15 protein-coding genes are annotated in these 15,698 nt (G+C 52.3%); 2 read left to right on the top strand and 13 right to left on the bottom strand.

Annotated features, from left to right (window positions below; translation table 11 throughout):
• Nucleotides 1-41: 41 nt before the first annotated feature.
• Nucleotides 42-1,553, top strand: a complete 1,512-nt coding sequence (locus HMPREF0045_RS04750) for an alpha-amylase (RefSeq protein ID WP_005986028.1) — start codon at nucleotides 42-44, stop codon at nucleotides 1,551-1,553.
• Between the two features lie 58 nt (nucleotides 1,554-1,611).
• Here the strand turns inward: HMPREF0045_RS04750 and metX are convergent, their stop codons facing one another.
• The 5 genes from metX to HMPREF0045_RS10440 all read right to left on the bottom strand — a co-directional run bounded on the left by metX (nucleotide 1,612) and on the right by HMPREF0045_RS10440 (nucleotide 5,931).
• Entirely contained in the window at nucleotides 1,612-2,778 is a 1,167-nt protein-coding gene (metX, locus tag HMPREF0045_RS04745; protein WP_005986026.1) for a homoserine O-acetyltransferase MetX, read from the bottom strand.
• A gap of 294 nt (nucleotides 2,779-3,072) precedes the next feature.
• Complete coding sequence (locus HMPREF0045_RS10450; RefSeq protein WP_155813098.1) at nucleotides 3,073-3,897, bottom strand: hypothetical protein; 825 nt, start codon at nucleotides 3,895-3,897, stop codon at nucleotides 3,073-3,075.
• A gap of 105 nt (nucleotides 3,898-4,002) precedes the next feature.
• Entirely contained in the window at nucleotides 4,003-4,911 is a 909-nt protein-coding gene (locus HMPREF0045_RS10445; RefSeq protein WP_155813097.1) for a hypothetical protein, read from the bottom strand.
• 217 nt (nucleotides 4,912-5,128) lie between these two features.
• On the bottom strand, nucleotides 5,129-5,284 hold the full coding sequence (locus HMPREF0045_RS10690; protein WP_196793394.1) for a hypothetical protein: 156 nt from the start codon (nucleotides 5,282-5,284) through the stop codon (nucleotides 5,129-5,131).
• Between the two features lie 482 nt (nucleotides 5,285-5,766).
• Nucleotides 5,767-5,931, bottom strand: coding sequence for a hypothetical protein (locus HMPREF0045_RS10440; protein WP_155813096.1), 165 nt, complete (start codon nucleotides 5,929-5,931; stop codon nucleotides 5,767-5,769).
• 619 nt (nucleotides 5,932-6,550) lie between these two features.
• Here HMPREF0045_RS10440 and HMPREF0045_RS04725 point away from each other — a divergent pair.
• Nucleotides 6,551-6,796: a hypothetical protein gene (locus HMPREF0045_RS04725; RefSeq protein WP_040315710.1), complete on the top strand. Its 246-nt coding sequence runs from the start codon at nucleotides 6,551-6,553 to the stop codon at nucleotides 6,794-6,796.
• A gap of 332 nt (nucleotides 6,797-7,128) precedes the next feature.
• Here HMPREF0045_RS04725 and HMPREF0045_RS04720 read toward each other — a convergent pair whose 3' ends face one another.
• From HMPREF0045_RS04720 to HMPREF0045_RS04680, 8 genes are all read right to left on the bottom strand, one after another.
• On the bottom strand, nucleotides 7,129-7,968 hold the full coding sequence (locus HMPREF0045_RS04720) for a hypothetical protein (protein ID WP_005986012.1): 840 nt from the start codon (nucleotides 7,966-7,968) through the stop codon (nucleotides 7,129-7,131).
• A gap of 113 nt (nucleotides 7,969-8,081) precedes the next feature.
• The gene (locus HMPREF0045_RS10435; RefSeq protein ID WP_155813095.1) at nucleotides 8,082-8,651 is read right to left on the bottom strand and encodes a hypothetical protein; all 570 of its coding nucleotides are present in this window, start codon (nucleotides 8,649-8,651) and stop codon (nucleotides 8,082-8,084) included.
• Between the two features lie 419 nt (nucleotides 8,652-9,070).
• Entirely contained in the window at nucleotides 9,071-10,513 is a 1,443-nt protein-coding gene (locus HMPREF0045_RS09585) for a hypothetical protein (protein ID WP_196793393.1), read from the bottom strand.
• 310 nt (nucleotides 10,514-10,823) lie between these two features.
• On the bottom strand, nucleotides 10,824-11,894 hold the full coding sequence (locus tag HMPREF0045_RS10060; protein ID WP_081466785.1) for a single stranded DNA-binding domain-containing protein: 1,071 nt from the start codon (nucleotides 11,892-11,894) through the stop codon (nucleotides 10,824-10,826).
• 83 nt (nucleotides 11,895-11,977) lie between these two features.
• Entirely contained in the window at nucleotides 11,978-12,892 is a 915-nt protein-coding gene (locus HMPREF0045_RS04695) for a hypothetical protein (RefSeq protein WP_005986005.1), read from the bottom strand.
• Nucleotides 12,893-12,941: 49 nt separating this feature from the next.
• On the bottom strand, nucleotides 12,942-13,907 hold the full coding sequence (locus HMPREF0045_RS04690; RefSeq protein ID WP_005986003.1) for a hypothetical protein: 966 nt from the start codon (nucleotides 13,905-13,907) through the stop codon (nucleotides 12,942-12,944).
• Nucleotides 13,908-13,975: 68 nt separating this feature from the next.
• The gene (locus HMPREF0045_RS04685) at nucleotides 13,976-14,839 is read right to left on the bottom strand and encodes a hypothetical protein (protein ID WP_005986000.1); all 864 of its coding nucleotides are present in this window, start codon (nucleotides 14,837-14,839) and stop codon (nucleotides 13,976-13,978) included.
• A gap of 7 nt (nucleotides 14,840-14,846) precedes the next feature.
• Nucleotides 14,847-15,686: a hypothetical protein gene (locus tag HMPREF0045_RS04680; protein ID WP_005985998.1), complete on the bottom strand. Its 840-nt coding sequence runs from the start codon at nucleotides 15,684-15,686 to the stop codon at nucleotides 14,847-14,849.
• Between the last annotated feature and the right edge of the window lie 12 nt (nucleotides 15,687-15,698).

Raw genomic sequence — 15,698 nt, 5'->3', positions numbered from 1 at the left:
AGCTTAGTCTGCTGAGCTAGAGCGAAAGGTAAAATCACCCTATGCATCAACTAGATCCTGACGCAGCTAATCCAGTCTTGTTGCAGGCTTTTGCCTGGGACTTAAACGCTGATGCCAGCCACTGGAATCTGCTAGCTGACAACGCCCAGCTACTGGCAGACTCCGGGGTTACTGCAGCCTGGCTGCCGCCGGCCTATAAAGGACACACCGGCATAGAAGACGTTGGTTATGGGGTCTATGACCTCTACGACCTGGGCGAATTTGACCAAAAAGGCTCAATCCCCACCAAGTACGGCACCAAGGATGAGTACCTGGCCGCCGTCGACGCCCTGCACAGCGCCGGTATCTCAGTGGTGGCAGACATCGTACTCAACCACCGCATGGGCGCAGATGAGCTAGAGAACGTAAAAGCCATGCAGGTGGACCCCTATGACCGGCGTCGGATCATTGGCGGGCCTGAAGACATCCGGGTGTGGACCCGCTTCACCTTCCCCGGGCGCAATGGCAAATACTCTGACTTCATCTGGGATCACACCTGTTTTAAGGCTGTGGACTGGGATGATGCACGCCAGCAAACCGGCCTGTGGCTTTTTGAAGGCAAGTCCTGGAACCAGAACGTGGATGACGAACTGGGTAACTATGACTACCTAATGGGCTGCGACGTGCACGTATCCGACCCCAAGGTGCATGAAGAGCTCGACACCTGGGGACGCTGGTATGTGCAAACCACCGGCATTGACGGCCTACGCCTAGATGCGCTTAAGCACGTGGGCGCTGACTTCTTCGCGCTATGGCTACCCAAGCTGCGCCAGCGGACCGGCAAGGCGCTGCCGGCGGTAGGGGAGTACTGGTCGCGGGATGTGAACGTGCTGCGTTCATACCTGGCTACTGTACCCTACATAAGTCTGTTTGATGTGCCTTTGCACTTTAAACTATTTTATGCATCATGCTCTAATGGTGAAGTAGATTTGGGTGCATTGTTTAATGACACTTTGGTGGCGGCGGATCCTGAGCGTGCGGTTACCTTCGTGGAAAACCACGACACCCAGCCGGGCCAGTCGCTAGAGTCACCGGTGCAGGCTTGGTTTAAACCCTCCGCTTATGCGCTGATTTTGCTGCGTGAACAGGGGATGCCTTGCGTGTTCTGGGGCGATCTGTTTGGCACCCCGGAAACAGGGGACCTAGCTGCGGTCACTGAGCTGCCGGTTTTGATGAATATCCGTCACTTCTTGGCGTACGGCCCCCAGCACGACTACTTCGACGACGCCGACGTGGTGGGCTTTACCCGCGAGGGTGACGACTACCGCCCCGCCTCGGGTGTGGCCGTGCTGTTCTCAGATCGCCGGGCCGGCACCAAGCGCATGTATGTAGGCCAGGCGCACGCCGGCTCCTACTGGACGTGCATGATTGGCGAGCAAGACACTGTCCAGGTGGATGAGGAAGGTTGGGCTACTTTCCCAGTAAGCGACGGGGGCCTGAGTGTTTATGTGCCCTCCGTGGCCCGTGAGCTGCTCGATTACGGTCAGGATAAGCTCACCCGCCCGCGTAATTAAGTGCCGACGCCGTAAGCTCCCGTTGGCTTTCGTGGCCAGCGGGAGCTAAAGCTGGGGGCTAGCTAGCCCAGTAACTTAGATTCTGACGTGCCCCGGAATCTAAAAAATCTGCAAGCAGCTCGTTGACCTGATCAAACTCGATCAAGAAGCCGTCATGGCCGTGAGCAGAGTGAATTAGGGCGTAGCTGGCGTTAGGGATCAGATCAGCCATGCGCTTGACCTGGGCGGGGAAGAAAAGACGGTCACTGTCTACCGCGATACACAGCGTTTTAGCGGTAACCTTTCGCAGTGCAGAACGCAGCCCGCCGCGTTCACGCCCCACATTGTGGCTGATCATGGTGCGACACAGGGCTACATAGGAGCCCGCATCAAAACGACGCACCAGCTTTTCGCCGTGATAATCCAGGTAAGACTCCACCGCCAGGCGCCCGCCGGTTAGCGGATCCTCAGCGTTTTGCGGCAGGCGCCCAAAACGCTCATCGAGCTCATTGGGACAACGGTAGGTGGTGTGGGCGATCTGACGGGCTAGTGCCAGCCCCGCTACCGGGCCGACGGCGTCGTCGTAATAATCCCCACCATTCCAGTGCGGATCCAGCTGCACCGCACGAATCTGAGTGTGTGCCCAAGCTGCCTGCTCAGCAGTAGTTTGCGCGCCTGAAGCTACCATCACCAGGCGCTCTACGCGCCCCGGATACATGGTGGCCCACTCGATAGCGCGGTGGCCACCCAGCGAGGCACCCACAACCGTGTTCCAGCGCTCAATCCCCAACAGATCCGCCAGGCGAGCCTCGGCGCGCACCTGATCGCGGGTGGAAATCACCGGGAAACGCGAGCCGTAAGGGGCGCCGTCCTGAGCAATAGAAGCCGGTCCAGTAGAGCCCTGACAGCCACCCAGCACGTTAATGGCAACCACAAAGTAGCGGTTAGTGTCGATAGCCAAATCCGGGCCCACCACCTGTGACCACCAACCAGCAGTCGGCTGGCCGGGCTCAGCTTCGCCAATAACGTGGGCGTCGCCGGTGAGGGCGTGCTCAATCAAAATGGCGTTGGAACGGTCTTCGTTAAGCTCGCCCCAAGTCTCATAAGCGAGTGTAATTGCCGGCAAAATAGAGTCATTTTCGAGGCGCAAATCACCCACATTAGCGAAGCGACGACAAGCATGTGGGTCAGTGATTTTCCAAGCGCCGGACACGGGGGCAGGCGGAAGCTGACGGTTGTGTTTCATGGGAATGCCTTCTAAATCTGGGCGCGCAAGAGCGCAAAATTACAGATGCGATAACGCTCGCCAAGGCACGCAGATGTGGCTCAGCGAGCGTTCGGCATTCGTCCCATGAGGGGTAGTAGAGGTAGGACGGCGACGCGCAGGGTAGGCAGCACAAAGCCAGGGCGCATTAGCGCCTGAGCTGAGCTAGCTACTTGCGTCACAGTTATCTCCAATTACGTCCAATACCGCGTTAATTGTCTTAAGCATAACGCGAGTACGTCAAGGATGTAAGCTCACAAAGTCTGGAGGATCACTTTAGTGGCTAGCTGGCGAGTCTGTGGGGGTGGTGCTAGCAGTGGCTGAGGCAGTCTTGCGTTTGAGCAAGATGGCAACTAATGCTGCCGTAGCAAGTAGCGCAGCACTGATGCGGACAATATTAGCCATACTAAGGCCCTGGTTGACGGTACTTGAAGTTGCTGAGCTAGCTGCTACCGGGGTTAGTGTGGGCGCGGGTGTGAAATCTATTGAGGTAGGCGTCGCAGTTACTTTAGGAAAATACTTGGCTGCGGATTCATCTAACTCTACGGTTCCACGTACTATTCCGTAAGGCATGGTGGCCATCATGATATAACTGACAGAGTTGTCGTATACAGTTCGTCTTCTGAAATTATCGTCTTCACTTATATTGTCTCTTGGTAAACCAAAAGTGACAATAGACCTAAGTGGTATTTTTACGTTCATTGTTTTTATGTAAGGGGTAAACTCAGGATAATACTTCTTTATGGATTTTGAATAGTAAGAATTTGGCTCTTCTAGATGTAGTGAATATAGATTATTGCCTAAAGGGGTTAATTTAAATATTGGAGACTCATTTGGTTTAAAAGTGGTGGTGATTGTGCAGGTGCTTGTGTTGTATGTGCTGCTGTGTGAATATTCGGCCAGATAGTCTCTGGCTCGCTGAATGCACTTATCTTTGAGGTCATTATTGATTTTAATTGAGAGAGTTGCTTTAGTGTAACCAGTAGGAAGTAAGGTGTAGGTAAAATCTGGGTATTCTAAATATTCTATGGGTGCAGTATGTTTATATGCGGCCGTGGCGGGTGCTAAGACTGTGCCTAATCCTAGTAGTGCTAGTGTCATGAGTGCACTAAATAAGCGGCGCATGAGTATCCTCGTTGATTATAGAAAGTCGGCTGTAGCAGCAGTATAGCTGCTACAGCCGAGTGTTAGTTGACTGCGGTGATGTCACCAGTCAAAGAAGCTATTATCGTTGTCGTAACTGCTGTCGCTGCAACTATCGTAACTATTGTCATCACTATAGTTGTAGTCGCCGCTGTCGCAATCGTAACTATTGTCGTCGTTGCTACTGTCGCTGTCGTAGCTGGTATCGTCGTCGCTAATGTCGTAGTAGTTGCTAACGTCGTCCGTGCCGGATAGCCAGTTCATGGGTGATGCATTAAACCTAGGCTGAGGCTTACCAACTGCAGCTTTTGGCTTTTGAGTCGCCGCGATCATGCCAAGCATACCTATTCCTGCTATGACTAAAATAATTACGGCAAGAGGTATAAACCTAGAATCCATGTCTTGCTGTTCCTGGCTATAGCCGGAATTATCGTAAGACTGGCTACTATAACTATTATCGCTGGTCGAATCGTCGTAAGGCGGATCTCCATAGGTGTCATTATTAGGATCGTCGTAAGACCGATCGCTATCGTAATTGTTGTAATAGCGGTTGTAATAATTAGAACTTCCTGAACGAGAGTTAGAACGTCCCCACCAAGAGTTACGTCGTGAAGAAGAACCGGAACTGCTGGAATTAGAGCCCCCAGAACTTGAGCGACGCGAGGAAGAACCAGAACCGCTGGAACTTGAACGGCGCGAGGAAGAACCAGAGGAACTGCGTCCGCTTGAACCTCCGCTGCTGCCTCCACGACCTGCCGGGAGCGCATTACGCCCCGTTGTGGCTGTGCGGGAAGTTGACTGACTGCCGCTCACTGAGCTGCTTGAGATTGGGGTAATAGAACTGCGAGCAACGCTGGCGCTAGCACTAGGAACACACAGGCATGCGGCTGCGATAGTGGCCAAAGCTAGCAAAGCATGTTTGCGAACTTGCGTATTTAATTTAGTGGTAAAAAGGGGTGGAAACATGCTCATGGCTATTCCTGAAGTAGTACTGATGTAGTTACAACTAGTTCCTAATCAGAATAACCGTTGCTCTAGAGGTGGTCATCGGGGAATTATCCCCGCCGCAACAGTTTTAGTCGCCTAACGAGGGAATACAAAGATAATCCAGCTAAGATAAAAAGTGCGATTTTCAGGTTCTTGTCTTTTTTGTAGTCATCGTCATCAGAGTAGCTGCTGTAACTAGAGCCTACGTGGCCTGAGCTAGAGTGTCGTCGCCCAGAGTTGTGATGCGAAGAGCCTGATCTGGAGTGCCCTGAGCTGTGACCACCACCGTGACCACCACTATGACCACCACCATGGCCGCCACCGTGACCACCTCGTGTAGGGACCCTGTTATGACCAATAGCTATGCTCACAACAGAAGTTGATTGACTGCCGCTTACTGAGCTGCTTGAGATTGGGGTAATAGAACTGCTTACAGCACTGGCGCCAGCACTAGGAACACACAGAGATGCGGCTGCGACAGTAACCAAAGCCAGTAACATGTGCTTGCTATGTTGTGTATTTAATTTGGTCGCAAACATGGGTGAAAGCGCACTCACGGTTATTCCTGAAGTAGTACTGATGTAGTTAAAACTAGTTCCTAATCAGAATAACCGTCGCTCTAGAGGCAGTCATCGGGGAATTATCCCCGCCTCCACACCTAACTCACCGCCAGACTTTAAAGCTCTTTAGCGTCCAGGGATTTACCTAAGCGATACAGTCCTAAGCCTGCTGCCCCTGCAACTGACACGGCTAAAACTGTAAGCTTTGTAATCTCTGTCTCTGCTTCGTCGCTATAGGTTAGGCCGCCTTCGTCGTCGTCGTAGTCGCTGTAGCTAGAGCCTACGTAACCTGAGCGAAAGTGCCGCTGCTTAGAGCTACGATGCGAAGAACCTGATCTGGAGTGCCCTGAGCTGTGCCCACCACTATGACCACCACCGTGACCACCGCCGTGACCACCGCCATGGCCACCACCGTGGCCACGCGTGGGGACCCAGTTACGACCAATAGCTGTGGTCGTAACAGAAGCTGACTGGCCGCCAGCCACTAAGGGGAGTGAGCCAACGGCAGTGCGTGCAACGCTGGCACCGGCACTAGGGACGCACAGGCATACGGCTGCAGCAGTGACCAAGGCCAGTAAAGCGTGTTTGCGAAGTTGCATATTTAAATTATCTGTAGATATTTTCGCTCGAAAAATTATGGCAAGGCTTCGCTCACGCCTTTAGCTACGGTACCCAATACTACTAAACCTACTAATACAGCTAATATGATTAAAGACGTGCGCTTTGAAAATTCGATTCCTAGTCCCTCACTGTCGTCATAGCGGTGGTAATTGTAGTAGTCGTCGTAGTCGTCATAGTAATAGTTGTTATAGTAATTGTTGCCGTAGCGGTTGTAGTAATTAGAACTGCCTGAGCGCGAGTTTGAATAACCCTGCGAGTTGGAATTACCTGAATAAGAATCAGAGTAACCCTGAGATCCTGAGTTGCTTGAGTAAGGATCGGAATAGCCGCGTGAGCTGGAGCTACCAGAGTTAGACCCTGAGTACCCCTGTGAATTTGAGTTGCCGGAGTAGCCTTGTGAACTGGAGTTACCCGAGTACCCCTGTGAGCTAGAGCTGCCAGAGTTGGACCCTGAATATCCACGCGAGCTGGAGTTTCCAGAGCGGGAGCTGCTAGAACGTGAACTAGAACGCCCAGAACTTGAACTACGGCGAGAAGATCCTGAACTGGAGCCCTTTGAACTGCGACGTGAAGAACTTCTAGAGCTAGAGTGTCCAGAACTAGAACTTCCAGAGCGCGAACCGCTAGAGCGGGAGCTGGAACGCCCAGAACTCGAACTGCGGCGCGAAGAAGAACTAGAGGAGCTGTGACTGCTTGAACCTCCACTGCTGCCTCCACGGCGTGCCGGAGCCACGCTGCGGCCAATTGCTGTGGTTAAGCTAGAACTTGACTGGCTACTGCTTACTGAGCCGCTTGAAATTGAGCTGACAGCAGTGCGTACAACGCTAGCACCAGCGCCGGGAACACACAGGCATACAGCTGCAGCAGTGGCCAAGGCCAGCAAAGCGTGTTTGCGAAGCGGCGTATTTAATTTAGCTGCAGATATGGGCAAAAATGTGCTCACGGCTGTTCCTGAGGTAGTAGTGATTTAGTTAGAGGTTGTACCTGGCCATATAGCCAGGCACAACCTAACCGTCAGTAGCTACACGCGCGGCGGGTAATTCGGATAACCAGGCGGCGGCATAACCGCCTTGGCTGCCTTGTTTTTACGTGCAATAAGAACCACGCACAACACTGCAGCAATTACCCCAATCGCAACAACGGCTATCAACACATACATGACAGTGTTGTCTTTAGTGGAAGAAGTAGACTGCACTGCGCTAGTAGTGAGTGTTGGTGTAGCAGACTCAGTTGTAGCATAGCTGCTTGCACTAGGGGTAGGTGTTGGGGAGTCGCCCCCATATACGCGGAAGTAGGTAGCAGCGGTAGCATCTAGCTTTACGCTCCCCGAAACCTCTACATTCGGGGTAGAGGTAGCCCAGTCGTATTCGATGAAGGTGTTGTTAAGAATTGGGCGCGTATAGTCATAGGTTTTGGTATCTAGACTAGATCCTTGCGGCAGGCTTAGCGTCACATATTTAGTGGTAAGCGTGTAGTCTGGGAAATATTTTTTAGCCGTTTCTAGATACTGCACATCTAGGCTCTTAAAAGACAAAGAGTACTTATTGTCTCCCAGTGGGGTTAACTTAATTGCTTGCGAGTCGCTGGGTAAAATTTCCCGGGTAATAGTGCAGAAAGTCTGGTCTTGTTCCTGACCATACTCAACTTGGAAAAGACTCGTAGCGTTAGTCTTAGTGCAGTTTTCTTTGGTTACACCAGAGCCGATCACCTGCACACCTTCTAGGGTGTAACCGTCAGGGAACAGCTTGTAAACGTAGGCGACGCTTAGCTCTGTATCTGCTGCAGATGTGGCTGGCATCAAAGCTGCACATGTGCCTAATAAGCTAAGCGCCATTAGCGCATTGAGTATACGACGCATCATTGCTCATCCTCATTGAGTTACTGCAAACAACTGTGAATGCAGTATATTCTATTAACAGCACAGGGCTGGCGGGTATTAAGTCTCAAATACTCCGCCAGCCCTGCTAGAACACTTTACTTAGTGTTCCAACCATAATCCTTGGGATCATAGTTTTGCCAACCATTATTTTGGTTGTAGTTATTGTTTTGGCCGTAACCGTTTTGTGAGTAGCCGTTTTCATTGTAACTACCCGCGTTATAGCCATCTTGGCCGTAGTTACCTTGACTGTAACCACCCTGGCCATAGCCACTAGAGGCGTAACCGTTTTGACCATCGTAACTGCCGGCGTCGTAGTTACCGGTGCCGTAATTGCCGCCGTTATAGCTGCCCTGCCCATAGCTACCAGCGCCATAGCCGCCTTGGTCGTATCCGCCCTGGTCGTATCCAGTTTGGCCATAACCGGTCTGGCCGTAGTTACCCGCAGAGTAATTTCCGTCAGAGTAGCCTCCTGCAGAATATCCACCCGCGTTATAGGCGCCATCAGGCGAATAGCCATTAGGGTTGTAGTCGCTCGGTCCGTTGCCGTAAGGAGCGTATTGGTCCTGCTCGTAGGCGTTTTGGCGAGCACGCCAGATAAATACAAAGACGAAAATGAGCACCACTGCCAATAATGCAAACATGATCATGGCCGTGCGATCAGTCATGGTCGAGTTTGAGCTTCGGGAGCCGTGGTGATGGTAGTAGTGGTAACGCGTGCGATAGCCCGAACGATAGCCTGAACGCCTGCGAGAAGAGCGGCTTCTGCCGCCTCGGCCCCTACCGCCGCCGCGACGGGCCTGAATGTTGGAACGCCCGGTTGAATTATCGACGCGTTCGCCTACCCCAGTAGAGAGCCCAGTTTTGCTCAACCCGTTAGAAACTAGCTGGCTAGAGACTAACTGGGTTGAGCTAACTGCGGCACTTGGAGCGTCAGTGAAAGTATGCGCGGCAGCTGCATCTGCGCTTGGAACGCACAGACACGCGGCCGCAGCTACAGACAGTGCTAACAGCGCTTGTTTACGTAGCGGCTTGCGGCTTTTAGCTGTAGCTGCGCGCGCATTCATATTCACTGTGAATCCTGGTTTTAGTTGTTCTGGTTGAAACTCGGGTACTGGCGAGTGGGAGCCAGGCCCTCGTCTTGTCCCAGGCGGATAGTGGGGTAGTAGTCCTCAGCGTCGCCACCAGCTGCCGGCGCGGCGTCGTAATCCTGCGGCTGAGCGGGGGTTACCTGCGGGGGCAGGACGACGTCGTCGGCAGCTGAGCTGGAAGGAGCCGACTGGGCGGGGCTTGCGGGCTGAGCCGGGGTTGCGGGCTGGCCAGCAAAGGGGCTGCCGGCCGCAGCGGACTGAGCTGAGGGAGCTGCCGCGTATCCCGCTGACGGAGCTGACGGGCTCGGGGACTGATAGCCGCCCTGGGCAGCGCCGTTTTGGGTGGGGCCACCCTGAGCAGCACCGGGGCCACCCTGGTAACCGCCTTGCGGGTAGCTAGGGGCTGCAGGAGCGCTAGGAGCTACCGGAGCAGAGTTGCCGGCCGGAGCGTTAGGGCCACCATAGTTAGGGCCGCCAGCAGGGCCGTTGGGAGCGCCGTAGTTGGGGCCACTTACCGGACCATTGGGTCCGCCTACAGGGCCGTTGGGAGCGCCATAGTTGGGGCCACCAGTACCCATGCCACCAGCGGGGGCGCCGGGGCCAGCAGGACCACCAAAGTTATTGGGACCATAGCCGGGGCCAGCAGGGCCACTGGGGCCAGCCGGGCCGCCAAATCCAGGGCCGTTAGGGCCAAAGCCGGTGCCGGGAGCGCCCGGGTAGGGGCCGAAGTTAGCCTGGTTGTTCTTCTTACCGTTCTTCTTGACCACTAGCACGGTGGCGATGACGCCGATAACCGCAATCACGGCTACAACAGCGGCAACGATGTAAAGCGTGGTGTTGTCGTCGTCGTCAGAGCTGGAGCTAGAGCTGCTGGAGGTCTGCGCAGTTGAGGTGGCGCTAGGCGCGGGGGTGGCACCCTTCTGATCGCTGGTAGGCGAGTCGCTGGGGGCGGGGGAAGTGGTGGAGTTCTTAGAACCGCCAGAGCCGCCGGAGTTGCCATTCAGATCGCCGATACCAAGGTCGCCGTTGCTACTGGAGCCACCGCCACCGTTGGAGCCACCGCCACTAGAACCGTTGAAGTTGACGGTACCTGAAGCTTCAGGAGTAGAAGTGTCTGTATCCCAGCCGTAGATATCAGAGCTAGAGGCATTCATTTTTTCAGCTCCATCAGCAGTAACGCTTGAGCCCTTGGGAACCCCGAGCATGGTTCCCGCTAGCGTGATATCTAAGCCGCTTTTGCCTTTTACGATGGAGTTAAGAACGTATGAATAGCCCTTAAACGTAAAGTCATAAGAGCTAGAAGTCTTATTGGTGACAGTGACCCCTAGAGGCGGCAAAGTAGAACTGTAGGTCTTGTAAATTAAGCACGTAGAGCCTGAGGATTTGGGCGAAAAGTATGCTTGGTAGTCGCCGCTAGCCTGGCAATCAGATTTACTCAATGACCCAGTGTCATCGTAGATCATTATGCCCTGGTTGATGCTTCCCTTCTTGTCCATTATGGTGATGGCAATGCCATCATAACTGTCTGCCGCAGTTGCTGCAGGGGCAAGTAAGCAGGTAAGTATGAGTGCCAATACTCCTGTTAATGCTGACAATCTTGCGCGCATCTGTGTGTCCTCTTCTGTATGCCGCAGGTGCGGCTAGTAAAGCTGGGCTCGGTCTTATAGATCTCTATATAGATCGGGCCCAGCTCTATCCTAGTGTCGTAGGGCTAAAAATATCTTGAGTTTTCTTGGGGGATAACTCCCCTTAGTGGTTTGCCCCGGTCCCGTTACCAGGCCCGTAAGGTGCCGACGGCGGCTGGTTTCCGGGGTTGTAAGGGGCGTGGTTGCTTGGCGCTGAGGGTGCCGACGGCGGCTGGTAAGGCTGCTGCTGGCCTGAGGAAGGCTGGGGCCTGTAACCGCCTGGATAACCGCCCTGAGGTGCGCCAAAACCTGCGCCCTGAGCGCCTGGGCCAGTGCCGGGAGCACCCGGGCCAGTTGGGCCAAAGCCTGCGCCAGGACCACCCGGGCCACCTGGGTAAGCTCCTGGGTAAGGGCCGGGATAAGTGGGGCCAGTAGGCTGCTTCTTCTTGTTTACAAGCACAATTGCAGTGATTGCGCCGGCTGCGAGTACCACTACAGCAACGCCGATTCCAATGTACAAAGCAGTGTTGGAATCTGATGATTTGTTGCTAGCCAACGCGGTGGCGGTGGCACTAGGAGTAGCCGATTCGCTGGTGGGGCTGGGGGTGGCTGACTCAGTGGTGGGTGTGGGAGTGGGCGATTCGCTTTCAGAAGGATCACTATTCCCCGTGATGTATTGTGCTGCAGAAGCATCTAAGGTAGTGGTCCCCTTGACATAAATAGAGGTGCTTACATCATCCCACCTATAAATATCGTATTTATCATTACTATCGTTTGTTGCCTTTTCTACTCCGGATGAGAAGGTGGTGCCTTTAGGCATACCAAGGCTGATGCTTGTGAAGTTTAGTGTGCGGCCAGAAAACAGACTTTCAGCTTCTGACTTGAGTGAGGAAAAAGACAGGGCAGTGAACCTAAAGGAATACTTGTTATCTCCCAGCGGAGTTAATTGAATCGATAGCGCCCCATAAAGTTTTTCTGGCTTATATTGATAACCAACCGTGCAAGTACCGTCGCTTTCATCATAAAGTGGCTGATATGTTGAGGACTTACAATCCTCAGCGGTGGCGCCTGAAACAGAGATTCCCTCTAGGAATGTGCCGTCTGATTTCATGCCGGCTATATACTCTGCCTCCAGCTCTTCTGCGGCGGCAGTGGGTGCAATCGCGCCTGCGACGGCCAGTGTTAAGAGTGCCATTAATGCTGTCAGTTTGCGACGCATAATGTTCCCTCCTCGGATGATTGATTATTTAGAGCATAGCGCACAATGCAGCTAGCTTTTTAGGCCTGTGGATAGTTTGGCCCTGATCCATAAGGCGGCTGGCCCTGGCCGGGCTGATACGGTTGCTGAGGTGCTCCAGGAGTCAGTGGTGCTCTCATGCTAGGCCTACTTGCGGCAGGATAGGGGGTGTAGCTGGGGGTTGCGCTCTGCTTCTTCTTAATAATTACGACGGCGGCAATTGCGATCGCTGCAATTACTACTGCCGCAATGGTGATACCTGCATACAAGCCAGTGTTGGAACCTGAATCATTAGCCGGAGCTGTGGCGCTAGTGCTCTGAGTGGGCATGGCTGAAGTGGCAGTGGTGGGGGTTGAAGATTCTGTTGTTGTGCTGGGAGTAGGCGTGGGTGAGGAAGTGCCAGCCGCTAAGTAGCCTGCCACAGAAGCATCGAGGGTGGTGGTGCCCTTCACTGACATTAACGGACTGTATTCGGTCCAGCGATAGGAGTCAGTGTCTGTAGCATCTAATTTTGTAGCATTGCCTTTGCCATTGGTGATAACACTACCTACAGGTAGAGATAAAGTGATCTTGGTGATATTGATGTTATGGCCCAGATATACCTGGCGAGCAGCCGCTTCATAGTCGCTGACAGAAAGAGTGCTGAACTCAAATGAATAGCTAGTACCACCATTTGAGGTCAGCTTAAGTGTAAAAGCTTTGGTGATCCGCTCGCCTTTAAAAGACAGTCCAAGCAAACAAGCGTTACGTTTAGCGTCATAAACGGGCTTGTATGTCGTTGATTGGCAGCTTTCTTCAGTTACTCCCATAACGGCAATGAATTCCGTGATTGTGCCGTCGCTAGAAAGCTGGGTTACATATGATCCCTCGTATTCCTGTGCGGTGGCGGTAGGTGCGATCATACCGGCGCCTGCCAGCATTAAAAGCGCCATTAAAGCTGTCAATTTACGACGCATGTCATTTCCTTCCCTGGTAGTGACTATTTTGTTGCCTGGTTGCCGATACTTAGCTGCGTGGATAATTGGGTCCGCTGCCGTAAGGTGGCTGCTCTCTGCCTACGAAAGCTTGTCCGTTATGGGATGAGCCTGGATAGGAGTGTGGATTATTGGGTCCACCAGAGGAGGGGTATCGAGGTGTGGCGGGCTTTTTGCGCCTCTTGGAAAGCAGAACAGTTGCCATGATCCCAATCGTGGCAACTAGGCCGCCAACAATTATGGCAAGTAAGAGACTGTTGTCGGTTTGCTTAGAGGTTTTCTTGACACTCAGTGCGGTAGGGGCAGCTGAAACTGGGGGAGCTGACGAAGCCTTACCAGAGCGCTTGGTCAGGTCAGTGGTGGTATCGGCGGTAGCAGACGGGGTGCTTTGTGGACTTGCGCCAGAGTTGATCGTAGGGGCGCCATCTGCAGAGGCGGCCAGTTCCATGGTTCCTGTTACGCTAGCTGCACCGGTTTCAGTAGTGCTCCCATTCCAAGTGTAGTAAGCATATTTATTGTCTTTGCTTTCCACAGGGGAAAGTGTCTTAGTGGTGACTTTTGCCCTTAGTGGGATGGCGAGCACGGTACTAGTAACGTTAAGGTCGTTTACATTTATCTCAAGCCCGGCTGCGATTTTAACGCGCATGGAAACCGAGTTTGGTATAAACATGAAATTGATATTATTTTTTGAACCATTGGGAGTTCTTAACAGGGCTGCAAGGTATTCGTTCTCATCGTAGTATTGGTAAAACATGCATTCGTTTTTGCTGCCTGATTGGCTGAAGTCGGCAGTGTAATCATCAATATCGTCGCAATTGGAGTCATTAATAGCGCCGTCAGTGCTGCTAAGAGATATTGCCTCGTAGGCAGTGCCGTCTTTTTCGAGAATGTAGATAAGTTTGGCGGTAATGCTACCTGCGGCGACAGCACTAGGTGCACATATGGCTCCAGCCATTAATGTGATAAAAGCTAGCGTGGTTGCGAGCGTACGTTTCACTGCTTCTCCTTGAGTGTGTCGCTTAGGGGGAGCTGTCTTAACCGTATCAGGCTTGGTGACCAGGTTCCTTAGGGGTGCCAATTCTGAGGAGTTGGGTAGCCTTGTTGGGGTTGGTTGCCTGTGTAGCCCTGACTGTTATAAGGACTGGAAGGTACTGAAGAGGGGTACTTAGCTGTGGGTTGCCTGCGTTTTTGCGTCAATAAAATCGTAATTACAATACCTGCTGTAGCCACTGCGGCAGTGATACCTAGTGCAATATAAAGCGTGGTATTGGAATCCTTGTGTTTTACGGCCAATGGGGTGGGGGTGATAGCGACTCCAGCGCTCTGGGAAGTGGCAGGGCTAGAACTGCCGCTAGGGGTGTCAGTGGAGTTAGACAGAGGCATAGTTCCTATTAGGCGGATATCTGTGCGATCTTTATCCGTGTTCCAAGTGTAGTAAACATGCTTGTCACCTTTAGTTATGGTAGGAGATACTGTCTGCGTATTGGTGACGGTTGCGGTTAATGGAAGTGCAACGATAATTCTGACTACGTTTAAATCTGTTGCATTAGCGATGCTTAGTGATTTTGCGATAGTGTCTCTCATAGAATAAGTAACAGGAGTAAAGTCAAACTCAAGGTTATTGCCAGAAGTTTTCTTTATCCAGGATTTACCATTTTGGTCTTTGCTGTACTTTTGGGTAAAAAGACACTGATTGTTACCATCTTTTTGGCGAAAGTTAGTTTTGTACTCATCGGTGTCTTTGCAGTTTGACTGATTTATGGTGTTATCGCTGCTAGAAACAATCAGGCCTTCATAAGTGTCACCATTGCTTTGAAGTACAAACATCAGTGAGGTTTCAATGCTTGTGGCAGCTGCAGTGATGGGGGCAAATAGTGTAATGGCCATTAGTATGGGAATAGCTAGTGAGATTGCTAGTGCACGTTTCATGGTTTTCTCATTGAATATTGCCATTGTGTTGGCTAGTGTCCACCCTGGTGGAGGCTGCAAAGTAGACAGTGGGACTTGGCTCTCTACGCTTTTGCACTAGCAGAACGGTGGTTACTACACTCGTCAGGGCCACTACTGAAACCACACCTAGTACCACGTAAAGCGCAGTATTGGAGTCGCTGGACTTGTGGCTTACAGCTAGCACAGTAGTGTTATTGCCAGATGGATTATCGCTGTTGAGTCCGTTGCCTTCCGGGGCAGGGGCGATAGATGGACTGACGGTAGTGCTAGAAAACGGTATGGTTCCCTTCAACTCTGCAGTTGAATCAACGGCTGTATTACCGTTCCAGGTGTAGTAGATGTTTTTGCTACCCTTGGCTACCTTTGGGGATAGTGTTTCCCTGGTTACAGTGGCATTTAATGGCAGTGCGGCTATCGTATAAACCACATTCAGATCATTAGTTTTCTTCAGCCCCAGAGCATCTGCAACTTCGATTCGCATAGAAACTGAAAGGCTCATGAAGTTAAATTCAAGCTTGTCATCTACACGGTGTGTAGACCAGGCGGGGCCATTCTCATCTCTATCATAGTGTTTACGGAAAACGCATTCGTTTTTACCATCTGACTGATTAAATTCCGCAGTGTACGTTTTGGTGTTTTTGCAGTTGGAAGAGTTTATGGTGTTATCTTTACTGTAGACGGCAGTTACTTCCTCGCTACTGCCATCGTAGTTGAGTATGAACAATAATGTGGTTTCAATATTTCCGGAAGCCGTGGCGGTGGGAGTGACAAGAGCTGTGGCAGCCAATGTGATAAAAGCTAGCGCGGTTGCTAATGCGTGTTTCACGACTTCCTCCTT

The sequence above is a fragment of the Actinomyces graevenitzii C83 genome, assembly GCF_000239695.1.
GTDB classification, from domain to species: Bacteria; Actinomycetota; Actinomycetes; order Actinomycetales; family Actinomycetaceae; genus Actinomyces; species Actinomyces graevenitzii.
This window is presented reverse-complemented; position numbering and strand designations above follow the sequence as displayed.